Source organism: Mesorhizobium sp. WSM4822, assembly GCF_055811155.1.
Genome location: NZ_JBVVQM010000007.1, coordinates 90,782 through 108,383, shown reverse-complemented (window position 1 = coordinate 108,383; position 17,602 = coordinate 90,782). Strand labels below are relative to the sequence as shown.

The 17,602-nt window shown below is 63.1% G+C and carries 21 protein-coding genes; 3 read left to right on the top strand and 18 right to left on the bottom strand.

Annotation, left to right across the window (positions count from 1 at the left end; all coding sequences use genetic code 11):
- Nucleotides 1-255 precede the first annotated feature (255 nt).
- The 7 genes from AC0L3E_RS17445 to AC0L3E_RS17415 all read right to left on the bottom strand — a co-directional run bounded on the left by AC0L3E_RS17445 (nt 256) and on the right by AC0L3E_RS17415 (nt 5,002).
- Entirely contained in the window at nt 256-558 is a 303-nt protein-coding gene (locus AC0L3E_RS17445) for a hypothetical protein (protein ID WP_127270978.1), read from the bottom strand.
- 93 nt (nt 559-651) lie between these two features.
- Nucleotides 652-1,191, bottom strand: a complete 540-nt coding sequence (locus AC0L3E_RS17440) for a MerR family transcriptional regulator (protein ID WP_127270980.1) — start codon at nt 1,189-1,191, stop codon at nt 652-654.
- Nucleotides 1,192-1,316: 125 nt separating this feature from the next.
- On the bottom strand, nt 1,317-1,640 hold the full coding sequence (locus tag AC0L3E_RS17435; RefSeq protein WP_013532231.1) for an integration host factor subunit alpha: 324 nt from the start codon (nt 1,638-1,640) through the stop codon (nt 1,317-1,319).
- Nucleotides 1,641-1,743: 103 nt separating this feature from the next.
- Complete coding sequence (locus tag AC0L3E_RS17430) at nt 1,744-2,715, bottom strand: beta-ketoacyl-ACP synthase III (protein ID WP_127382002.1); 972 nt, start codon at nt 2,713-2,715, stop codon at nt 1,744-1,746.
- 9 nt (nt 2,716-2,724) lie between these two features.
- Complete coding sequence (gene plsX / locus AC0L3E_RS17425) at nt 2,725-3,795, bottom strand: phosphate acyltransferase PlsX (protein ID WP_473605251.1); 1,071 nt, start codon at nt 3,793-3,795, stop codon at nt 2,725-2,727.
- Between the two features lie 113 nt (nt 3,796-3,908).
- Nucleotides 3,909-4,457 carry a YceD family protein gene (locus tag AC0L3E_RS17420; protein WP_027162417.1) on the bottom strand — a complete coding sequence of 183 codons (549 nt, stop codon included), beginning with the start codon at nt 4,455-4,457 and terminating at the stop codon, nt 3,909-3,911.
- Complete coding sequence (locus AC0L3E_RS17415; RefSeq protein WP_128308921.1) at nt 4,454-5,002, bottom strand: ubiquinol-cytochrome C chaperone family protein; 549 nt, start codon at nt 5,000-5,002, stop codon at nt 4,454-4,456. The genes AC0L3E_RS17420 and AC0L3E_RS17415 overlap by 4 nt, the downstream gene beginning before the upstream one ends.
- Before the next feature lie 114 nt (nt 5,003-5,116).
- Between AC0L3E_RS17415 and AC0L3E_RS17410 the strand changes: the two genes are divergently transcribed.
- On the top strand, nt 5,117-5,629 hold the full coding sequence (locus AC0L3E_RS17410) for an outer membrane protein assembly factor BamE (protein ID WP_127267855.1): 513 nt from the start codon (nt 5,117-5,119) through the stop codon (nt 5,627-5,629).
- Between the two features lie 279 nt (nt 5,630-5,908).
- On the opposite strand, the gene AC0L3E_RS17405 is transcribed toward AC0L3E_RS17410, so the two are convergent.
- Nucleotides 5,909-8,050 (bottom strand): sodium-translocating pyrophosphatase, encoded by a 2,142-nt coding sequence (locus AC0L3E_RS17405; protein WP_127267856.1) that lies wholly within the window; start codon nt 8,048-8,050, stop codon nt 5,909-5,911.
- Between the two features lie 356 nt (nt 8,051-8,406).
- Here AC0L3E_RS17405 and AC0L3E_RS17400 point away from each other — a divergent pair, with 356 nt between their 5' ends.
- Together AC0L3E_RS17400 and AC0L3E_RS17395 are read left to right on the top strand one after the other, a co-directional pair.
- The gene (locus AC0L3E_RS17400; protein ID WP_127329711.1) at nt 8,407-8,607 is read left to right on the top strand and encodes a type II toxin-antitoxin system HicB family antitoxin; all 201 of its coding nucleotides are present in this window, start codon (nt 8,407-8,409) and stop codon (nt 8,605-8,607) included.
- The gene (locus AC0L3E_RS17395; RefSeq protein WP_127396164.1) at nt 8,604-8,810 is read left to right on the top strand and encodes a type II toxin-antitoxin system HicA family toxin; all 207 of its coding nucleotides are present in this window, start codon (nt 8,604-8,606) and stop codon (nt 8,808-8,810) included. The genes AC0L3E_RS17400 and AC0L3E_RS17395 overlap by 4 nt, the downstream gene beginning before the upstream one ends.
- 11 nt (nt 8,811-8,821) lie before the next feature.
- Here the strand turns inward: AC0L3E_RS17395 and AC0L3E_RS17390 are convergent, their stop codons facing one another.
- From AC0L3E_RS17390 to nrdR, 10 genes are all read right to left on the bottom strand, one after another.
- Nucleotides 8,822-9,571 carry an ABC transporter permease gene (locus tag AC0L3E_RS17390; RefSeq protein ID WP_127329715.1) on the bottom strand — a complete coding sequence of 250 codons (750 nt, stop codon included), beginning with the start codon at nt 9,569-9,571 and terminating at the stop codon, nt 8,822-8,824.
- On the bottom strand, nt 9,568-10,506 hold the full coding sequence (locus AC0L3E_RS17385; RefSeq protein WP_127267858.1) for an ABC transporter ATP-binding protein: 939 nt from the start codon (nt 10,504-10,506) through the stop codon (nt 9,568-9,570). The genes AC0L3E_RS17390 and AC0L3E_RS17385 overlap by 4 nt, the downstream gene beginning before the upstream one ends.
- Nucleotides 10,503-11,666, bottom strand: coding sequence for an ABC transporter permease (locus tag AC0L3E_RS17380; protein WP_473605250.1), 1,164 nt, complete (start codon nt 11,664-11,666; stop codon nt 10,503-10,505). The genes AC0L3E_RS17385 and AC0L3E_RS17380 overlap by 4 nt, the downstream gene beginning before the upstream one ends.
- 55 nt (nt 11,667-11,721) lie before the next feature.
- Nucleotides 11,722-12,633, bottom strand: coding sequence for a glycine betaine ABC transporter substrate-binding protein OsmF (osmF, locus tag AC0L3E_RS17375; protein WP_127322450.1), 912 nt, complete (start codon nt 12,631-12,633; stop codon nt 11,722-11,724).
- Nucleotides 12,634-12,810: 177 nt separating this feature from the next.
- The gene (locus tag AC0L3E_RS17370) at nt 12,811-14,028 is read right to left on the bottom strand and encodes an MFS transporter (RefSeq protein WP_292334848.1); all 1,218 of its coding nucleotides are present in this window, start codon (nt 14,026-14,028) and stop codon (nt 12,811-12,813) included.
- The gene (nusB, locus tag AC0L3E_RS17365; protein ID WP_127322245.1) at nt 14,025-14,525 is read right to left on the bottom strand and encodes a transcription antitermination factor NusB; all 501 of its coding nucleotides are present in this window, start codon (nt 14,523-14,525) and stop codon (nt 14,025-14,027) included. The genes AC0L3E_RS17370 and nusB overlap by 4 nt, the downstream gene beginning before the upstream one ends.
- Nucleotides 14,522-15,016 carry a 6,7-dimethyl-8-ribityllumazine synthase gene (gene ribH, locus AC0L3E_RS17360; protein WP_013532245.1) on the bottom strand — a complete coding sequence of 165 codons (495 nt, stop codon included), beginning with the start codon at nt 15,014-15,016 and terminating at the stop codon, nt 14,522-14,524. The genes nusB and ribH overlap by 4 nt, the downstream gene beginning before the upstream one ends.
- A gap of 255 nt (nt 15,017-15,271) precedes the next feature.
- Nucleotides 15,272-15,889, bottom strand: a complete 618-nt coding sequence (locus AC0L3E_RS17355; RefSeq protein ID WP_292680555.1) for a riboflavin synthase — start codon at nt 15,887-15,889, stop codon at nt 15,272-15,274.
- 11 nt (nt 15,890-15,900) lie between these two features.
- Entirely contained in the window at nt 15,901-17,016 is a 1,116-nt protein-coding gene (ribD, locus tag AC0L3E_RS17350) for a bifunctional diaminohydroxyphosphoribosylaminopyrimidine deaminase/5-amino-6-(5-phosphoribosylamino)uracil reductase RibD (protein WP_473605248.1), read from the bottom strand.
- Nucleotides 17,017-17,018: 2 nt separating this feature from the next.
- Nucleotides 17,019-17,498 carry a transcriptional regulator NrdR gene (nrdR, locus tag AC0L3E_RS17345; RefSeq protein WP_023810227.1) on the bottom strand — a complete coding sequence of 160 codons (480 nt, stop codon included), beginning with the start codon at nt 17,496-17,498 and terminating at the stop codon, nt 17,019-17,021.
- Nucleotides 17,499-17,602: the final 104 nt, after the last annotated feature.

The window sequence follows — 17,602 nt, the reverse complement described above, 5'->3', positions numbered from 1 at the left end:
AATTCACGCAAATCCACGCGCGACCTCGTCGTCTATCCCCGGCGCTGGTATGGCACCACGACCAATCCGGCGTTCGCCAGCGAAATCGAGCGGCTCTGGCGGCTCGACCAATCCGCATTTCCTGCGCCGGCTGCACAGAGGTGTCAGGCGCCTCCAGCGACAACAGACATAGCCGACCGCAAGGAAAATGACGGATCACCTTGAGGCGAGCCGTCACTTCTCATGCTCGTATCCCTGGGATTTGGGTTCTAGAATTCAGCGCCGGCTGAACAGCAGACTGGCGACAAGACCGAGCACCACAAGGCCCACCGCCGCGGCAGCCGCCGGATGGTCGCGGGCCGACCTCTCGATCACCCTGCCCTGTTTACGGATTGCCGGCATGGCGTCGCGCAGGCGCCCGGCAAGATCGGAATAGGTGTCCAGCGCGGCATCGCGACCGTCCTCGTAATACGCGCCGCCTCGCCTTGCCACGGCCCTCTTCAAGCTGGCCAGTTCCTTGGTAAGAGCAGCGACCTGCCTGTCGAGATCGATGTCGGAGAGGGTCGAAAATGATGCCATTGGTATGTTTCCTTCACTTGCAGAAGGAAGCGTAACGCCTCACCGGAAGACGGGTTCCGGCTTTCGAACTATCGATGCCGCGTCGGGCCGCGGTCAGCGCACCTGGTCAAGCAGGCGCTTGCATTCCAGGAGGTCGAACAGCGCCTCCTGCAGCAAGGCCCTGTTGTCGCGCGAGAGTTTCGACGCATCCGGCTGCACCGGACCCTCCTCGTCGCTCTTGCCCAGGCCGAAAAAGCGGCGGCTGGGTTTGACGCGGGGCTGGCCAACCAGTTCGTCGTCCATGCCGCGCGGCTGGGCCGCAGGCGTCAGCGGCACCTGATCGGCCTGCTTTCGCTGCGAGATCGCCTCTACGGCGGCCATGTCGCCATTGCCGATGGCAACCAGGAAATGGTTGCCGTTCTCGCGCAACAGCTTCTGCACGCCCTTGATGGTGTAGCCCTGGTCGTAGAGCATGTGGCGGATGCCCTTGATCAGCTCGACATCCTGCGGCCGGTAGTAACGACGGCCGCCGCCGCGCTTCATCGGCTTGATCTGGTTGAAACGCGTTTCCCAGAAGCGCAGCACATGCTGCGGCAGATCGAGATCTTCGGCGACCTCGCTGATGGTACGAAAGGCGTCGGGGCTCTTGTCCATGGGCGAATCCTCACGCTGGACGATGATCCGGCCTACCTGCCGAATCGGGGCTTATTTCAGCGGTTTATGAAGCAATATTCAAGCCCGGCGTCATGGCGGCGACGGTTTTCAACCGCGCAGTAGGACTACTTGCCGCTTTTGGCCTTGCCGCTCTGATGGGAGCGCAAGATACGGCTCTTCAGCACATTCGACGACTTGAAGGTCATCACCCGACGCGGCAGGATCGGCACTTCCTCGCCGGTCTTGGGATTGCGGCCGATGCGTTCGTTCTTGGAGCGGACGTGGAATGTCGCGAAGGACGACAGCTTCACCGTTTCGCCGCGCACGATGGCTTCGCAGATTTCATCCAGCACCGCTTCGACGAGTTCGGCCGATTCAGTGCGCGACAGGCCGACCTTCCGGTAAACTGCCTCGGCAAGGTCGGCGCGCGTAAGTGTCTTTCCCCCCATGCGACCGTCCCATCAGCTCAAAACATAAAATTCGGCACAACAACGGCAGAGCCTAAGTAATTGATCCGTCAAGGTCAAGGACCGAAACTGGACCGTTCGGCACTTACCAGCGAACCAGGACAGCGCCCCAGGTGAAGCCGCCACCCATCGCTTCCAGGAGGACGAGATCGCCCTTCTTGATGCGGCCGTCGGCGACGGCCACCGACAGCGCCAACGGCACGGAAGCAGCCGAGGTGTTACCGTGCAAATCGACCGTAACCACCACCTTTTGCTCAGCTATCCCGAGCTTCTTGGCGGAAGCGTCAATAATTCGTTTATTGGCCTGGTGGGGCACGAACCAGTCGAGATCATCGGCTGAGATACCCGCTTGCGCGAACGTCGCCTCGATGACGTCGGTGATCATGCCGACCGCATGCTTGAAGACTTCGCGGCCCTCCATCCGGAGGTGGCCGACCGTACCCGTGGTCGACGGCCCGCCGTCGACGAAAAGCTTGTCCTTGTGCGTGCCGTCGGAGCGCAGGCTGGCCGCCAGGACGCCATGGTCGGCGATCGTGCCCGTCCCCTCGCCCGCTTCCAGGATCATGGCACCGGCGCCATCGCCGAACAGCACACAGGTCGAGCGGTCGCTCCAGTCGAGGATGCGCGAGAATGTTTCCGAACCGATCACCAGGACACGCTTGGCCAGGCCGCCGCGGATGTAGAGATCGGCGGTGGTCACGGCATAGACGAAGCCCGAACAGACCGCCTGCAGGTCGAAGGCAAAGCCGTGATGCATGCCGAGCCGGTTTTGGATCTCGACGGCAGTGGCCGGGAATGTGTTGTTGGGCGTCGAGGTCGCCAGCACGATCAGATCGATGTCGGCGGGCGTGAGGCCGGCATTGGCAAGTGCGGCACGTGCCGCTGCTTCCCCCAGCGAAGCCGTGGTCTCGTCGTCACCAGCGATATGGCGCTGGCGAATACCGGTACGCTGGGCGATCCACTCGTCGGAGGTCTCGACCATGCCTTCGAAATCGGCATTCTTCATGATTCGGCGGGGCAGCGCGGCGCCCGTGCCGCGCACGACTGATCTGATCAAAGTTCTTTCCTATTCCTTTGCGTCGGTGACGACGTCGGATTTCCTAGATGACAGGGTACGCGGGTTGCGCGCATGAAACAGATCCAGATCGGCCTCGATGCGGTCGAGGAGGTTGTTGTGGACCATGTCATAGCCGAGTTCGATCGCGGCGGCGAACCCGTCAGAATCAGCACCGCCATGGCTTTTGACGACGATGCCGCTCAACCCCAGGAAAACGCCGCCGTTGGAGCGGCCGACATCCATCTTTTCGCGCAGGCGATCGAAGGCGCCCTTGGCGAAGATATAGCCGATCCTGGCCATCAGAGTCCGGCTCATCGCCGCGCGCAGATAGCCACCGATCTGGCGCACCGTGCCTTCCGCCGTCTTCAGCGCGATGTTGCCGGCAAAGCCTTCGGTGACGACGACGTCGACCACGCCCTTGCCGATATCGTCACCCTCGACGAAACCGTGATAGTTCATCGAGGCCATGTTGGCTTCGCGCAGCATGCGCCCGGCCTCCTTGACCTCTTCCTGGCCCTTGATCTCCTCGACGCCGACATTGAGCAGGCCGACGCTGGGCCGGGCTATGCCGAAGACCGAGCGCGCCATGCCGGTGCCGAGAATGGCAAAATCAATGAGCTGTTGCGCATCGGCCCCAATGGTCGCGCCGACGTCCAGCACCACGCTTTCGCCGCGCAATGTCGGCCAAAGGGCTGCGATCGCCGGGCGATCGATGGTGGCCATGGTGCGCAGGCAAAATTTCGACATCGCCATCAGCGCGCCGGTGTTGCCGGCGGAAATGCAGGCGTCGGCCGTGCCGGCCTTGACCGCTTCGACGGCCTTCCACATCGATGACTTCCAGCGGCCGTGGCGCAGCGCCTGGCTCGGCTTGTCGTCCATCCTGACCGCAACTTCGCAATGGAAGAATTCGCTGATCTCGGCGAGCTTGGGAAATTTGGCAAGTTCGGGGCGCACGACTTCCTCACGCCCGAAGATGACGAAGCGGATGTCGGGACGACGGGTCGCGACCGTCATGAGCGCTGGTATGACCACGGCTGGTCCGTGATCGCCGCCCATGGCATCGATGGAAATCCTGATCACGCGGTATTTATCTCACGGTTAGGCGGCAGGTCGCTTGAGCGACCGCGAAGGTTCGGCGAAAATAACGGTTTTGGGCTGCCGCACAACCGACTTTTCCGTCGCGGGCGAGCTTTTCAGGATTTTCCCAGCAAGGATCGCAGTTTTTGCTGAAATTCATTCTCCGCCGGTTCGGTCTCGCTGCCGGCATTGAGCGATGCGCCCTGCTTACGCGGATAGGGGTCGATGGCGAGCCCGAAATACTGTTCGGCGAGTGCCCCGACATCGATCGTGTCACCGGAAAATGTCTCTGGACTGTCAGGGCCTTCCGCGTCGAGCAGGATCTCGCCGCCGCCATCGAAGCCCTGCCGTCCGAGCTTGGAATCCTCGGGCAGCAGCAGCGCTTCGACCGGTTCGTCGATATGCGCTTCGACAGGCTCGAGCGTGACGATGCAGGCCTGAGTGATGTCGGCCTCGACGCGGCCGCTGATCTTCACGCCATTGCGCTTCCACGACGCCACCAGAAGCTCGGCGCGATAGGATTCGACCGAAATCAGCCCGTGCTCCTCGGCCAGTGCCGCACGCTGTGCGGCATCGGCCTCGATAACCAGCGGCAGGCCCTTCTGCGGCAGGCGCGTAATGTTGGCGCGGAAGGAGACCGGGCTTTGCGGGTCAACATGCTTCATTGTTCAACCTCCTTGGCGGCGGGAAAGGTCAGCGTGCCGGAGACAATCGATTCGGATGTCTGCGCGGCCAGATGACTGCGCGCGTCGGTAACATAGTTGGCCAGCAGCGATGCTTCCGCCCAAGCGCCCGCGTCGGGCCGGACATTGCGGGCAAGAGCCGCGGTCAGCCCTTCATGGTCGTTTCTTTCCAGGGCATCGTCATAGGCAGCGGTTCGGCCATAAAACATCTTTGCCAACTTTTTCATGCGTTTGGGCACGCCAACGTCGCCAATGCCCAATTCCCGCAACGAATGGTCGACGTCGAGGAAGAACTCGTCGATCAGCACCTGGGCGACCTCCTGCGCCGCACCGCTCTCCCCGCGCAACCTGTGCTGGAACAGGAACATGTGCAGCGACAGCATCTCGAAACGGCCAAGCGGCGTATCTGGCACATTCCAGTGGGAATAAAACACAGTCTGCCGCGCCGCCGCCACGATTTGTGCGTAAAGCGCCTCGGTGATAGCGCGGTTGGCGTAGCGTTCGCGGCCAAAAAAGCGCTGGAACATTGGGGATGGTCTCCTGGGGACCGTTTGTTGAAGTGGGCTTGTTGCATCGGCAAGCAAGCTGGTTTACCGGTTTCGCGGCCCAGCGCAAGTTGCGGCCAGCTAATGGAGTTGTTGTTGCGCGCGCTGAATTTCAAGTCGACCTTCTCGTCCAGGCCCGCCGGCGCGATCTCGCTGCTGATGATCGTTTCGGCACTGTCCGCCTGCCACACCTCCAAGATGATGGGCGATCTCAGCCCGAGCGAGACGCTGACGCAAGGTTACGTCATAGACCAGCAGGCAATCGACCTGGTGCCGGTCGGTTCGAGCCGCGAGCAGGTGCTTCTGGCGCTCGGCACGCCGTCGACGACCGCGACCTTCGACAACGAGGCATTCTATTACATTTCGCAGACGCGCAAGCGCTACGTCGCCTTCGACAAGCCACGGCTCATTGACCAGCATGTGCTGGCTGTCTATTTCGGCGCCGATGGCCGTGTCACCCAGATCGCCAATTACGGGAAGAAGGATGGCAAGATGTTCGACTTCATCTCGCGCACCACACCGACCGGCGGCAAGGACCAGAACTTCCTCAGCCAGGTCATCAACGGTGCCAGCAAGCTGGCGCCCGGCATTCCCGGCGGCGGCGTCTAATTCCCTTCGGCTTCCATTCCCCGAAGCCTCGTCATCTCAGGCGACCAAAAACCCGCGGGAGCGATCCTGCGGGTTTTTGTTATGGGTCACCAGTCAGGGCACGGCCACTGGCATGCTGCAGTGGCCACCACTGAAAACACGACGCTGGGTCCGGCATAAGGTGCCAGCGCACGCATTGCGAAGACCGGGCGAAAGCGAGCGCTGAAGGATCGTTTGGCTTTGCCTCAACAAAAACCCGCGGGATCGCTCCCGCGGGTTCATTTTCGAGTGAAGCCTTGATCAGCCGTGCGCGAGTACTGCCAGCAGCAAGAGCGCGACGATGTTGGTGATCTTGATCGCAGGGTTGACGGCGGGACCAGCGGTGTCCTTGTAGGGATCGCCGACCGTGTCGCCGGTCACCGAAGCCTTGTGCGCCTCGGAACCCTTGAGATGCTTGACGCCGTCCTTGTCGACAAAGCCGTCTTCGAAGGACTTCTTGGCGTTGTCCCAGGCACCGCCGCCAGAGGTCATCGAGATGGCGACGAACAGGCCATTGACGATGACGCCGAGCAACGAGGCACCCAGCGCTGCAAAGGCGGACGCCTTCGAGCCCGAGATCAACAGCACGCCGAAATAGACGACGAGCGGTGCCAGCACCGGCAGCAGCGACGGGATGATCATCTCGCGGATCGCCGCCTTGGTCAGAAGGTCGACCGCGCGTGCGTAGTTCGGCTTCGAGGTGCCGGCCATGATGCCCGGATCCTCGCGGAACTGCTTGCGCACTTCCTCAACGATGGCGCCCGCCGCGCGGCCGACGGCCGTCATGGCGATGCCGCCGAACAGATATGGGATCAAGCCGCCGAAGATCAGGCCGGCGACGACGTAGGGGTTGGAGAGATCGAAGGAGATCTCGCCCATGCCCTGGAAGTAGGGATATTTGTCGCCATTGGCGGCAAAGAACTTCAGGTCGTTCGAGTAGGCGGCAAACAGCACCAGTGCGCCGAGACCGGCCGAACCGATGGCGTAGCCCTTGGTCACCGCCTTGGTGGTGTTGCCGACCGCGTCGAGCGCGTCGGTGGACTGGCGCACTTCCTTGGGCAGGCCGGCCATTTCGGCAATGCCGCCGGCATTGTCGGTGACCGGGCCGAAGGCGTCGAGCGCAACGATCATGCCGGCAAGACCGAGCATCGTCGTGACCGCGATCGCCGTACCGAAGAGGCCGGCAAGCTGATAGGTCGAGATGATGCCGCCGACGATGACGATCGCCGGCAGCGCCGTCGATTCCAGCGAGACCGCAAGGCCCTGGATGACGTTGGTGCCGTGACCGGTGACCGACGCCTGAGCGATGGAGTTGACCGGGCGCTTGTTGGTGCCGGTGTAGTACTCGGTGATGACGACGATGAGACCGGTCACCACGAGGCCGATCAGGCCGCATATGAACAGGTTCTTGCCGGTGATGACCATGCCGGCGACTGTGCCGATCTCGCCCCAGCCGAGCGTCACCTGTGTGGCGACGCCGAGGCCGACGATGGACAGCAGGCCGGTGACGATCAGGCCCTTGTAGAGCGCGCCCATGATCGAGCCGTTGGAACCGAGCTTGACGAAGAAGGTGCCGACGATCGAGGTGAGGATGCAGGCGCCGCAGATGGCGAGCGGATAAAGCATGGCCGCACCCAGAACGGCGGTGCCGCCAAAGAAGATGGCAGCCAGAACCATGGTGGCGACGACGGTCACCGCATAGGTTTCGAACAGGTCAGCGGCCATGCCGGCGCAGTCGCCGACATTGTCGCCGACATTGTCGGCGATCGTGGCCGGGTTGCGCGGATCGTCTTCGGGAATACCGGCTTCGACCTTGCCGACGAGATCGCCGCCGACGTCAGCGCCCTTGGTGAAGATACCGCCGCCGAGACGGGCGAAGATCGAGATCAGCGATGCGCCGAAGCCGAGCGAGACCAGCGAGTCGATGACGATGCGGTCATTGGGCTGGAGGCCCATGAAGTGGGTCAGGATGAGGTAGTAGATCGACACGCCGAGCAAGGCCAGGCCAGCAACCAGCATGCCGGTGATGGCGCCCGATTTGAACGCGATATCGAGGCCGGCAGCAAGGCTGTTCGATGCGGCCTGCGCCGTACGAACGTTGGCGCGAACGGAGACATGCATGCCGATGAAGCCGGCGGCGCCCGAAAGCACTGCACCGATCAGGAAGCCGATCGCGGCGGTGATGGACAGCAGCCACCAGGCGAGCACGAGGACGACGACGCCAACGATGGCGATGGTGGTGTACTGACGCGCCAGATAGGCCTGTGCGCCCTCGCGGATAGCCGCGGAGATTTCCTGCATGCGTGCATTGCCTTGATCGGCCGCAAGGACCGAACGTGTCGCCCAGATGGCGTAAAGGATTGAAAGCAGGCCGCAGGCGATGACGGCGGAAATAATTGTCATTGCCGGATTTTCCTCGATTGATGGCCCAAAAGAACCCCTCCCTGGGCCGTTGAGACAAAGACCGGATTCCGCGCACGGAATCCGCCTCTTCGCATCGGTGTATGCGAAACAGGGCTGCGAACGTCAAGATATTGTTCGGTTTTTGCCCGGCTTTCGCCTAAATGGTTAGACGGCGGCGTGCTTGGCAATGATGTCGCCTGATTAGATCGATTGAAATGACGCTGCGGCACTGAGCTGTCAGCTCCTCCCACCCGATCCGCTAGCCACGTGGAGCGTGAACGCGTCCGCCGGCGCCTATGCTTCTTTGCAAAGACCTGTAGGGTAGCCTATCTTCAGGATGGAACCGGAGCTAGCCCATGAATTTCAAAGCTATTATCCACGAAGCCGACGAAGGCGGGTTCTGGGCAGAGGTGCCGGCAATTCCGGGCTGCGCGACCCAGGGCGAAACCATGGAAGAACTTGTCCAGAATTTGCGTGAAGCGATCGAAGGCTGCCTCTCAGTAGAGCCGCTGTCATTCACGTCGGAGCCTGGGCGGATCGTGGAAATCGCTGTTTGAAGTCCATTTCCGGCAAGGAATTTGCGCGTGCCGTCGAACGGCAAGGCTGGAAGCTTTTGCGCATCGCCGGAAGCCACCACATCTATGGCAAGCAGGGAAGCATTGTTCGGCTTTCAATCCCTATCCATGCCAATAAACCGCTCAAAACCGGACTTCTACGACATCTCCTAGCGCTGGCTGAAATGAACGAGCGCGATATCTGAGATACTGTCGACTATTCGGCCTCTCTGCCCATGCGGCGCGCCGTGTAGCGCTCGATCGCCGACAGACCGTCATAGATCAGCACGGCAAGCGCTGCCACGATCAGGCCGCCCTGCAGGATGAAGGCGAGATTGTTGGACAACAGCCCGGCGATGATCACTTCGCCCAGCGTTTTGGCTGCCACGGTCGAACCGATGGTCGCGGTGGCAAGACTGATCACCACCGACAGCCTGATGCCGCCGAGAATGATCGGGGCGCTGAGCGGCAGCTCGACCTTGGTGAGCCTTTGCCAACCGGTCATGCCGGCGCCGCGCGCCGCCTCGACGACATTGGCCGGCAGCGTCGTCAGGCCGGTCAGTGCATTCTCGAAAATCGGCAGCAGGCCATAGAGAAACAGGGCGATCAGTGTCGGCTTCTCGCCGAAGCCGACAGCCGGTACGGCAAGCGCCAGCACCGCCACCGGCGGAAAGGTCTGACCGATGTTGACGAGGCTGCGCGATAGCGGCAGGAATTCGGCGCCGGCCGGCCTGGTGACCAGGATGGCAAGCGCCACCGCAACGATGGTTGCCGCCACGGTGGCGATCAGAACCGTGCGTAAGTGCAGCAGGGTCAGCGTCAGCAGGCTGCCCTGGTTGTAGATCACCGGCGCGTTGTTTTCGGTCAGCGGCTTCAGCAGCGGCACGAACCACCCGGGATTGGTGACGAAGGCGACAAGCAGCACCACCAATGCTAGCCTGAGCAGCGATGGAAGCCAGGCCTTCATGCCGGCCTCGCCGCACGCTTCACCAGCCCTTCGACGGTCACGCGGCCAAGCGGCTTGCCGTCGGCGCCTTTGACCGGCAGCGCCGGCCGGCCCGACCACAACAATTCGGCCAGCGCGTCGCGCTGGCTCGCATCGCCGGGGATCGCCTCACCTTCGGCGGAGCCCTTCTCCACGGCATCGCGGACCCGGCCGAGCGACAGCAACCGGAACGGCCTTTCGCTGGCGCCAACCAGGGTCTCGACGAAGGCGCTTGCCGGCTTTGCCAGGATCTCGGCCGGCTTGGCGTATTGCACCAGCTTGCCGGCATCCATGACCGCGATCTTGTCGCCCATATGCACGGCCTCTTCCATGTCGTGGGTGACGAGGATGATGGTGGTGCCGAAGCGCTTCTGGATGGCCAGCAGATCTTCCTGCGCCTTGGTGCGGATGATGGGGTCGAGGGCGCCGAACGGTTCGTCCATCAACAGCACGTTGGGCTCGGCGGCGAGTGCGCGGGCAACACCGACGCGCTGCTGCTGGCCGCCGGACAGTTCGTGCGGGTAGCGAGGCCCGAAGGCTTCGGGATCGAGCTGATAGAGCGTCATCAGCTCGTCAACCCGGGCCTTGATACGGTCCTTGTCCCAGCCAAGCAGCACCGGCACGGTGGCAATGTTCTGTGCCACCGTGCGATGCGGAAACAGGCCGTGCCCCTGGATAGCGTAGCCGATGCTGCGGCGCAGCTCGTAGCCGGGCAGCGAACGATTGTCGGCGCCGTCGAGCTTGATGATGCCCGAGGTCGGCTCGACCAGCCGGTTGATCATGCGCAGCAGTGTCGTCTTGCCGGAACCGGACGTGCCGACAATGACGGCGATGGTGCGCGGCTCGATGACCATCGAGACGTCATCGACCACGGTCGTCGCGTCATAGCGCTTGGTGATGCCTTCGATCTCGATCATGCCGTTTCAACCCTGCGCCTGGTGGCGGTCATTTCGATCACCGCATCGAGGATGATGGCGGCGGCAAAGGCGAGCGCGACCGTTGGCACCGCGCCAAGCAGCACAAGGTCCATCGCCGTCTGGCCCACACCCTGGAAGACGAACACGCCGAAACCGCCGCCGCCGATCAGCGCGGCAATGGTGGCGAGGCCGATGTTCTGCACCAAGACGATGCGGATGCCGGTGAGGATGACAGGAAAAGCCAGCGGAAACTCGACGCCGAACAGGCGCTGCCTGTCGGTCATGCCCATGCCGCGCGCCGCGTCGTTGGCCGCGCGCGGCACGCCGGCCAGACCGACCACGGTGTTGGCCACTACCGGCAGCAGCGAGTAAAGAAACAGCGCCACAAAAGCCGGTGCGGTGCCGATGCCGCGAATGCCGAGCGCGGCAGCTCCCGGCACATGCGTGGCAACCCAGCCGAGCGGCGCGATCAAAAGGCCGAACAGCGCGATCGAGGGAATGGTCTGGATGATGTTGAGCACGTTGAGAACGCCGGCGCGCAGACTTTCGACGCGATGGCAGAGAATGCCGAGTGGCAGGCCGACGACCACCGCCGCAAGAAGCGATCCTAGCGCCAGCGTTACATGCTTGGAGCCCTCTGCCCAGAAACTGTCGGCGCGGTTGAAATATTCCTTCAGGATCGACAGATTGTCCCAGCTTCCCGAAATCAACAGCAGCCCGATCGCCAAAGCCGCGACCACAAGCACGCCAACCCGCGCCAATGGCGACAGGTTCAGCCTTGTCAGCACGTCGGCGAGCAAAAGCGTGAAGGCAAAGATCAGAATCCAGAAACCGGAGGCTGGCGAAACTCTGGCGAAGGTGTTGCCCGCCGGCGTGAGAAATGTTCCGGCGACACCGATCAGCAGCGCGAGCGCGGCAAGCGCCATCACGCTGGCGGCAAGGCGCAGCACAAGTGGTGTCTTGAACAGCGCAATGAGTGCTGCGGCGACAATGATGGCGAGCAGCAGCGTTCCGGTCGTTGCCGGCAGCGCCTCGAGAATCGAGCGCGCCTGGCCGGGGACGATGCGGTTGGCACGGAACGTGGCAAAGGGGGCGGCGAAGGCCGCATAGGCTGATATCGCGGCGATGACCACGCCGAGCTTGTCGAAGCGGATGTTCACGCCCTGCCCCGTCAGTCGATCCGGCGCGCCACGAAAGCGGCGCGCCGGAATCGTCCTACTTCAGGAAGCCGTTCTTCTTCAGGAAGTCCTCGGCGACGCCCTTGACCGGCTCGCCGCCGACCTGAACGCGACCGTTCAGTTCCTGCAGGGTGACGAGGTCGAGCTTGGCGAAAACCGGCTTCAGCAGCGTCTCGATCTCGGGATGCTCCTTCAGCACCGCTTCGCGGATGATCGGCGCCGGCTGGTAGACCGGCTGCACGCCCTTGTCGTCGTCGAGCACGACGAGCCCGGACGGTGCGATGCCGCCATCGGTGCCGTAGACCATGGCCGCATTGGCGCCATTGGTCTGGTTGGCGGCCGCTGCGATGGTTGCCGCCGTGTCGCCGCCCGAGAGGGTGATCAATTGCTCAGGCTTCAGCGTGAAGCCATAGGTGGTCTGGAAAGCCGGAAGTGCGGCCGCCGAATTGACGAACTCGGCGGAAGCCGCCAGCACCACCTGACCGCCGCCCGCGACATATTTGCCGAAGTCGGTAAGCGTGGCGAGCTTGTTGGTCTCGGCGACTTCCTTGCGAAGCGCGATCGCCCAGGTGTTGTTTGCGGGCGACGGCGACAGCCAGACGATCTTGTTGGCGTCGTAGTCGAGCTTCTTGGCCGTTTCATAGGCCTTGGCGGCGTCTTTCCAGACCGGGTCGTCGGCCTTTTCGAAGAAGAAAGCGGCGTTGCCGGTGTATTCGGGATAGATGTCGATCTCGCCGGCGGTGATCGCCTTGCGCACCACCGGCGTGCCACCGAGCTGGATACGGTCCGATGTCTTGATGTTGTTGGCGTTGAGCACGAGCTGGATGATGTTACCCAGCACGCCGCCCTCTGTGTCGATCTTCGAAGAGACAACCACCTGGGCATTGGCGGAAGCCACCGTGATGCCGAGCGCCAATGCCGCGCCGGCCAGAAACTTGACTGAAAACATTGTGAAACCCCTTGCTATGAACCGAAACGCGGTGACCGCATATGAGCATGGCTTCAACGGCCAGTCGGGGTACACGGTTTCATAACAATAGGTACAGACGCAATATTTTTGTTCCGAAGCGGTAAATTCGGCCGACATCGTGCTGACAGCGCCGTGTCAGGTGAAACGGCGGATGGATCAGGCTTCGGCTTTGCGCAAGCTCGTCAGCTTGAGCGCGCCGAGCGCCACGAAGCACAGGACGGTAACCGGAAAGACTATCCAGTTCAGCATCTCCCAGCCCCAGGCGTTGTAGACCATGCCCGACATCAGCGAGGCGCAGGCGACGGAGCCGAACAGGACGAAGTCGTGGAAGCCTTGCACTTTGCCCTTTTCCGACGGCCGGTAGGTGGCGGCAACCATCGCGGTCGCGCCAATGAAGCCGAAGTTCCAGCCAAGGCCCAGCAGGATCAGCGACGTCCAGAACTGCCACAGCGCCAGGCCCGACAGAGCGACAATGGCGCAGCCGATGAGCAGGATCAGGCCTGTGGCCACAATGCGTTCGGCGCCGAAGCGATGGATCAGCGAGCCGGTGAAGAAGCTTGGCGCGAACATCGCCATGACGTGCCAGGAGATGCCGAGCGTCGCGTCGTTTTCCGAAAGGCCGCAACCGACCATGGCCAGCGGTGCGCCCGTCATGACGAAGCTCATCAGCGCATAGCTGCCGACCGCGCAGAAAAGCGCGGCGACGAAACGCGGCTGCGTGATGATTTCAGCCAGTGGTCTGGCGTCGCTGTCGGCGATCTCCACCTTGCCGGATGCTTTCGGCGGCAGCCGCAGGAACGACAGGATGATGGCGCCGACGGCGGCCAGCGGCAGGATGGAGATGAACGAACCGGCAAACATGACCGGCGCAAGCAATTCGCGGGTGAAGATGACGATCTGCGGCCCGAGGATGGCGGTGACGACGCCGCCGGCCAGCACGAAGGAGATGGCGCGCGCCTTGAATTCAGGCGGTGCGTTGTCGGCGGCGGCAAAGCGGAACTGCTGGACGAAGGCGCCGCCGACACCGATCGTGAGCAAGCCGAAGGCAAACAGCCAGAAGCCGCCCTGAAAAAGCGCCAAGGAGGCGATCAGGCCACCAAGCGCCGTGACGATCGTGCCGGTCATGAAGCCGCTTCGCTGGCCCATGCTGCGGATGATGGCCGCTGCAGGCAGCGCGCCGAGCGCCACGCCGATGTTGAAGCCGGTGATCGGCGCTGTCGCCAATGACTTGTCGGGACCAAGCAGATATTGCCCGGCCAGCGCGCCCACGGAGATGGCGATGGGGGCCGCCGAGCCGATGATCGCCTGCGAGGCGGCGAGGATCAGCGCGGTGCGGCGCGCCTCCTGACCGGTCTCGAGGGCGATCGCCGTCATGATGCGTCCTTGCCGCGCCCCTCGCCACGCACCCGGCGAGACACACGGTCGAGCACGGCATTGACCAGCTTCGGCTCGTCTTCCTCGTAGAATGCCTTGGCGATGTCGACATATTCGGAGACGATGACGGCGACGGGGACATCCTCGCGCTTCATCAGTTCGTAGACGCCGGCGCGCAGGATGGCGCGCAGCGTCGAATCCAGCCGCGACAGCGGCCAGTCCTCGGTCAGCGCCTGGCGGATGATCGGATCGATGGTCTTCTGGTTCTCGACGACACCCGCCAGGATGGCGCGAAACCATTGCGCATCGGCCTCGCGATAGAGCGCGCCGTCGACTTCCTTGCCGAGACGAAAGGCCTCATATTCGGCGGTGATCTCGAAGACACCGCTGCCGGCGACATCCATCTGATAGAGCGCCTGCACGGCGGCCAGACGGGCAGCGCCGCGCTTGTTGGCGTGGCGCACCGTGGGCTGGCCGGGCGAAGCGGGTTCGCTCACGATCGCGCTCCCAATTGTTCCTTGAGGGCAATCATGGTCAGCGCCGCACGCGCGGCAAAGCCTCCCTTGTCGCCTTCCGAGCGCTTGGCGCGAGTCCAGGCCTGGGCGTCATTCTCGGTGGTGAGGATGCCATTGCCGATGCAGACAGAGTCCTGCACGCTCAAATCCATGAGCGCGCGGCTGGATTCATTGGCGACAATGTCGAAATGATAGGTGTCGCCGCGGACGACGGTGCCGAGCGCGACAAAGCCATCATAATGTGTGCCGCCTTCCGTCGCGCCGTCCAGTGCAAAGGTGATCACCGCGGGGATCTCGAGCGAACCTGGAACGGTGACGACATCATAAGTCGCGCCCGCTTCATCGAGCGCGCTTGTCGCGCCGTCGAGCAGCGCGTCGGCAAGGTCGTCGTGAAAGCGCGCTTCGACAATGAGCAGATGCGCCTTCGCCTTCGGACGAATGAAGGCTTTGCCGTGTTGGGATGTACCAGCCATAAAAGTCTCCGGGGAGTTGCCGGTGACTTAGGCCGAAGCCGGGTTCATCGCAAGCGAAGATGTTGCGCACGCCCGGTTTGCCGACCTATTCAGGTTCACCAACCTCGTTTTTGAGATGGCCGTCGAGGCTCTCAACCCAAGCCAGCACGGCCTGATGATCAATCACACGACCAGCGTCCACATCGGCCAAGGCCTCGAGCGTCCGTCGCCGGTATTCCTCTTCCGGTACAGCCGAGATCCGTCTATTCCTGACCATCAAAGCCCCTCTTTCGTCGCCTCCACCAGCCGCGCCGCGTAGCGGGCCATGGTGTCGATCTCGAGATTGACGCGGTCGCCGACCTTGCGCTCGCCCCAGGTGGTCACGGTCAGCGAGTGGTGGATCAGCAGCACGTCGAAGCGGGTGCCTTCGACCTTGTTGACGGTGAGCGAGGTGCCGTCGAGCGCGACCGATCCCTTGGGCGCAATGAACTTCGCCAGGTCGCGCGGCGCCTCCAGCGTGAAGCGCACCGCGTCGCCCTCATCCTTGCGCTCGACGATTTCGGCCATGCCGTCGACATGGCCCGAAACGATGTGGCCGCCGAGTTCGTCGCCGATCTTCAGCGCCCGCTCCAGATTGACCTTGGTGCCGGATTTCCAGCCCGAGGCCGTCGTCAGCCTGAGCGCCTCTTCCCAGGCCTCGACCTCGAACCAGCGCGCATTCGAGCCGCTGTCGGGCAAGGCCGTCACCGTCAGGCAGACGCCGCCGCAGGAGATCGAGGCGCCGATGGCGATGGTCTGCGGGTCATAGGCTGTGTCGATGCGCAGCCCCACCCCTTCCCTGAGCGGCTTGACGGAAGCGACAGTGCCGATATCGGTGACAATTCCGGTGAACATCGGTGTTGATCCTAAAAATCTCTTGTCCACTCGGCGTAACTGTCTTCGCCAAAGCGCATCTCGCGCAGCTTGCGAAAACCTGCCGGGATATGGTCAGCGTCAACAGGCGATGCAATGCCGTCGTCGCCGATCGCTTCCGGCCCCTGGAACAGCACAATGCGGTCGACCAGCCCATCGGCCAGGAAGGCGCTCGCCACCCTGGCGCCGCCCTCGACCAGCACGCTGGCCATGCCGAGCGCGGCCAGATCCTCGAGTAGTTCCGGCAAGGCTACGCCGCCCTCGTGCGTTTCCGTGCCGATGAAGCGGACGCCGGCGCGTTCGAGTGCTGCGCGCCGCAGCGGATCGGCCTCCAGGCAGGCGGCGACATAGAGCGGCACCCGGTCCACGCCCGAAACCAGCTTCGAGGCCTCCGGCAACCGGATCTGGCGGTCGAGCACGATGCGGGCAGGCGAACGGTTCTCCAGCCCCGGCAAACGCACCGTCAGGGCCGGATCGTCCTCAAGGGCCGTGCCGATACCAACCAGTATGCCATCCGCCTCGGCCCGCATCAGATACACTTCGCGGCGCGCGATATCTCCGGTGATCGACACCTGCCCACCGCCTTCCCTGCCGATCTTGCCGTCGCTGGAAAGCGCAAGCTTGAGAATCACTTCCGGGCGTTTTCTCAACGAACGAATCAAATAGCCGGCCATCTGCTCGGCGGCTTGCTCGGCCAACACCTTCTCGACCACCTCGACACCGGCGGCACGCAGGATCGCGTAGCCCTTGCCGGACACGCGCGAATCGGGATCGCTGGCCGCACCGACGACGCGCGCGACACCGGCATTGACCAGCGCGTTGGCGCAAGGCGGCGTGCGGCCGTGATGGGCGCAAGGTTCCAGCGTGACGTAAGCGGTGGCGCCGCGCGCGAGCTCGCCGGCCTCGGCCAGGGCCTCGGTCTCGGCATGCGGGCGGCCGCCGACAGCGGTGACGCCGGTGCCGACGATCATCGGACCGTTGCCGTCATCGCGTACGATCAGCGTGCCGACGGACGGGTTGGTCGCGGTGCGCCCGGCATTTTTTCGCGACAGTCTGAGTGCCGCCGCCATGAAGCGGCGATCAAGGGCGGCCTGTTCGCTTGCAGTCATGCTCAGCTGGCTTCCTCTTCACCCTTGATTTCGTCGCCCTTGAGCTCGCCCAGCAGTTCGTGGAAATCCTTGGCCTCGCGAAAATTGCGGTAGACCGAGGCGAAACGCACATAGGCGACATCGTCGAGCGATTTCAGCGCTTCCATGACCAGCCGGCCGACTTCTCCCGAAGCAACCTCAGTCTCGCCGGAACTTTCGAGCTGGCGCACGATGCCGGTCACCGCGCGGTCGATGCGCTCGGGATCGACATTGCGTTTGCGCACGGCGATCTCCACCGAACGCAGCAGCTTGTCGCGGTCGAAGGGCACTTTGCGGCCCGATTTCTTGACCACGACGAGGTCGCGCAACTGCACGCGCTCGAAGGTGGTGAAGCGACCGCCGCAATCGGGGCAGACGCGCCGCCTGCGGATTGCCGCGCCATCCTCGGCGGGGCGCGAGTCCTTCACTTGCGTATCTTCCGACTGGCAATAGGGACAGCGCATGGAGAAGCCTTTGGTTGGCGAATCTGGTGAAGCGAAAGGCTTAGAGCTTTTTGCAACGATGGCAAAGTGTCGACCGCTCGCCCCCGCAGAGATAGCGAGGTGCA

Coding starts and splice junctions, on each gene's coding strand:
- AC0L3E_RS17445 (WP_127270978.1), bottom strand. CDS start 558: ATGGCATCATTTTCGACCCTCTCCGACATCGATCTCGACAGGCAGGTC.
- AC0L3E_RS17440 (WP_127270980.1), bottom strand. CDS start 1,191: ATGGACAAGAGCCCCGACGCCTTTCGTACCATCAGCGAGGTCGCCGAA.
- AC0L3E_RS17435 (WP_013532231.1), bottom strand. CDS start 1,640: ATGGGGGGAAAGACACTTACGCGCGCCGACCTTGCCGAGGCAGTTTAC.
- AC0L3E_RS17420 (WP_027162417.1), bottom strand. CDS start 4,457: ATGAAGCATGTTGACCCGCAAAGCCCGGTCTCCTTCCGCGCCAACATT.
- AC0L3E_RS17415 (WP_128308921.1), bottom strand. CDS start 5,002: ATGTTCCAGCGCTTTTTTGGCCGCGAACGCTACGCCAACCGCGCTATC.
- AC0L3E_RS17405 (WP_127267856.1), bottom strand. CDS start 8,050: ATGACAATTATTTCCGCCGTCATCGCCTGCGGCCTGCTTTCAATCCTT.
- AC0L3E_RS17400 (WP_127329711.1), top strand. CDS start 8,407: ATGAATTTCAAAGCTATTATCCACGAAGCCGACGAAGGCGGGTTCTGG.
- AC0L3E_RS17390 (WP_127329715.1), bottom strand. CDS start 9,571: ATGAAGGCCTGGCTTCCATCGCTGCTCAGGCTAGCATTGGTGGTGCTG.
- AC0L3E_RS17385 (WP_127267858.1), bottom strand. CDS start 10,506: ATGATCGAGATCGAAGGCATCACCAAGCGCTATGACGCGACGACCGTG.
- osmF (WP_127322450.1), bottom strand. CDS start 12,633: ATGTTTTCAGTCAAGTTTCTGGCCGGCGCGGCATTGGCGCTCGGCATC.
- AC0L3E_RS17370 (WP_292334848.1), bottom strand. CDS start 14,028: ATGACGGCGATCGCCCTCGAGACCGGTCAGGAGGCGCGCCGCACCGCG.
- ribH (WP_013532245.1), bottom strand. CDS start 15,016: ATGGCTGGTACATCCCAACACGGCAAAGCCTTCATTCGTCCGAAGGCG.
- AC0L3E_RS17355 (WP_292680555.1), bottom strand. CDS start 15,889: ATGTTCACCGGAATTGTCACCGATATCGGCACTGTCGCTTCCGTCAAG.
- ribD (WP_473605248.1), bottom strand. CDS start 17,016: ATGACTGCAAGCGAACAGGCCGCCCTTGATCGCCGCTTCATGGCGGCG.
- nrdR (WP_023810227.1), bottom strand. CDS start 17,498: ATGCGCTGTCCCTATTGCCAGTCGGAAGATACGCAAGTGAAGGACTCG.